A 3,249-nucleotide genomic window follows, 5' to 3' on the forward strand; every position below is an offset into this window, starting at 1 on the left:
ATTGGTTCTTTGAAAACTAGATAATATCAATTTTCTTTTTATTAATTAATTTCATTAATTAAGCCGAGAACACCGCGTATTTTGAGTTTTTTATTAGTAAAGTTTATTTACTTCGCGTAATACTCAATTAATCCATCACGTTAGTGATGAGGTTAAGTTATCAAGGGCGCATGGTGAATGCCTTGGCACTAGGAGCTGATGAAGGACGGGACTAACACCGATATGCTTCGGGGAGCTGTACGTAAGCTTTGATCCGGAGATTTCCGAATGGGGCAACCCGATCATCTTTGTCGATGATCAATGGACAGTGAATTCATAGCTGTTCATAGGCAGACGTGGGGAACTGAAACATCTAAGTACCCACAGGAAGAGAAAGCAATTGCGATTCCCATAGTAGCGGCGAGCGAAGTGGGAACAGCCCAAACCAGGAAGCTTGCTTCCTGGGGTTGTAGGACTGAACATTTGAGTTACCAAAGTGGTTGATAGTCGAACGGTTTGGGAAGACCGGCCAGAGCGGGTGATAGCCCCGTAGACGAAATCCACCACCCTCAGTTCAGGATCCTGAGTACGGCCAGACACGTGAAACCTGGTCGGAATCCGGGAGGACCATCTCCCAAGGCTAAATACTCCCTAGTGACCGATAGTGAACCAGTACCGTGAGGGAAAGGTGAAAAGCACCCCGGAAGGGGAGTGAAATAGTTCCTGAAACCATGTGCCTACAATTAGTTGGAGCCCGTTAAAGGGTGACAGCGTGCCTTTTGTAGAATGAACCGGCGAGTTACGTTAACATGCAAGGTTAAGATGAAGAGTCGGAGCCGTAGCGAAAGCGAGTCTGAAACGGGCGTTTCAGTATGTTGATGTAGACCCGAAACCAGGTGACCTACCCATGTCCAGGGTGAAGGTGCGGTAAAGCGCACTGGAGGCCCGAACCCGTGTACGTTGAAAAGTGCTGGGATGAGGTGTGGGTAGCGGTGAAATTCCAAACGAACTTGGAGATAGCTGGTTCTCTCCGAAATAGCTTTAGGGCTAGCCTCGGAATAAGAATCGTGGAGGTAGAGCACTGTTTGGACTAGGGGCCCGTCATGGGTTACTGAATTCAGATAAACTCCGAATGCCACAGATTTATGTCCGGGAGTCAGACGGTGAGTGATAAGATCCATCGTCGAAAGGGAAACAGCCCAGACCACCAATTAAGGTCCCTAAGTGTATCCTAAGTGGAAAAGGCGGTGAAGTTGCATAGACAGCTAGGATGTTGGCTCAGAAGCAGCCACCATTTAAAGAGTGCGTAATAGCTCACTAGCCGAGTGATTTTGCGCCGAAAATGTACCGGGGCTAAGGATACCACCGAAATTGTGGATGCGACCAATTGGTCGCGTGATAGGAGAGCGTTCTAAGGGCGGTGAAGCTAGATCGTAAGGACTAGTGGAGCGCTTAGAAGTGAGAATGCCGGTATGAGTAGCGAAAGATCAGTGAGAATCTGATCCACCGAATGACTAAGGTTTCCTGGGGAAGGCTCGTCCTCCCAGGGTTAGTCGGGACCTAAGTCGAGGCCGAGAGGCGTAGACGATGGCCAACAGGTTGATATTCCTGTACTAGTAAGATATGTTTGAGCGATGGAGGGACGCAGGAGGCTAAGCCGTGCGCACTGTTGGATAGGTGCGTTCAAGCAGCAAGTCTGGTTGTCAGTTAAATGCTTTCAACCGGGTAGACAAGCTGTGATGAGGACCGAATTAAGTAGGGAAGCGGCTGACGTCACACTGCCGAGAAAAGCTTCTAGTGAGTATCTTACTACCCGTACCGCAAACCGACACAGGTAGTCGAGGAGAGGATCCTAAGGTGAGCGAGTGAACTCTCGTTAAGGAACTCGGCAAAATGACCCCGTAACTTCGGGAGAAGGGGTGCTGCACGTCAGTGCAGCCGCAGTGAATAGGCCCAGGCGACTGTTTATCAAAAACACAGGTTTCTGCAAAATCGTAAGATGACGTATAGGGGCTGACGCCTGCCCGGTGCTGGAAGGTTAAGTGGATGAGTTAGCTTCGGCGAAGCCCAGAAATGAAGCCCCAGTAAACGGCGGCCGTAACTATAACGGTCCTAAGGTAGCGAAATTCCTTGTCGGGTAAGTTCCGACCCGCACGAAAGGCGTAACGATCTGGGCACTGTCTCAACGAGAGACTCGGTGAAATTATAGTACCTGTGAAGATGCAGGTTACCCGCGACAGGACGGAAAGACCCCATGGAGCTTTACTATAGCTTGATATTGGGTGTTGACACAACTTGTACAGGATAGGTCGGAGCCGTAGAAACCGGAACGCTAGTTTCGGTGGAGGCGCTGGTGGGATACGACCCTTGTTGTGTGAACACTCTAACCCGCGCCACTCAGCGTGGCGGGAGACAGTGTCAGGTAGGTAGTTTGACTGGGGCGGTCGCCTCCTAAAAAGTAACGGAGGCGCCCAAAGGTTCCCTCAGAATGGTTGGAAATCATTCATAGAGTGTAAAGGCAGAAGGGAGCTTGACTGCGAGACACACAGGTCGAGCAGGGACGAAAGTCGGGCTTAGTGATCCGGCGGTACCGTATGGAAGGGCCGTCGCTCAACGGATAAAAGCTACCCTGGGGATAACAGGCTTATCTCCCCCAAGAGTCCACATCGACGGGGAGGTTTGGCACCTCGATGTCGGCTCATCGCATCCTGGGGCTGTAGTCGGTCCCAAGGGTTGGGCTGTTCGCCCATTAAAGCGGTACGCGAGCTGGGTTCAGAACGTCGTGAGACAGTTCGGTCCCTATCCGTCGCGGGCGTAGGAAATTTGCGAGGATCTGTTCCTAGTACGAGAGGACCGGAATGGACACACCGCTGGTGTATCAGTTGTGCCGCCAGGCGCATTGCTGAGTAGCTATGTGTGGATGAGATAAACGCTGAAAGCATCTAAGTGTGAAACTCACCTCAAGATGAGATTTCCCATTCCTATATGGAAGTAAGACCCCTGAGAGATGATCAGGTAGATAGGCTAGAAGTGGAAGTGCAGCGATGTACGGAGCGGACTAGTACTAATCGGTCGAGGACTTAACCACGGAAGTGGTGTTCACGGTCAAGGAAATTGATATTAGCTAGTTTTGAGAGCACCAGTTCTCAATAGTGTGGTGGCGATAGCCTGAAGGATACACCTGTTCCCATGCCGAACACAGCAGTTAAGCTTCAGCACGCCGAGAGTAGTTGGGGGATCGCCCCCTGCAAGGGTAGGACGTTGCCACGC

2 rRNA genes are annotated in these 3,249 nt (G+C 50.8%); both read left to right on the forward strand.

The annotated features are described in order from the left end of the window. Window positions 1-150 precede the first annotated feature (150 nt). A 23S ribosomal RNA gene (locus GM612_RS12140) occupies window positions 151-3,067 on the forward strand. 65 nt (window positions 3,068-3,132) lie between these two features. Then, window positions 3,133-3,249: ribosomal RNA gene (rrf, locus tag GM612_RS12145) — 5S ribosomal RNA — on the forward strand.

The sequence above is a fragment of the Secundilactobacillus folii genome, from assembly GCF_009720675.1.
GTDB classification, from domain to species: Bacteria; Bacillota; Bacilli; order Lactobacillales; family Lactobacillaceae; genus Secundilactobacillus; species Secundilactobacillus folii.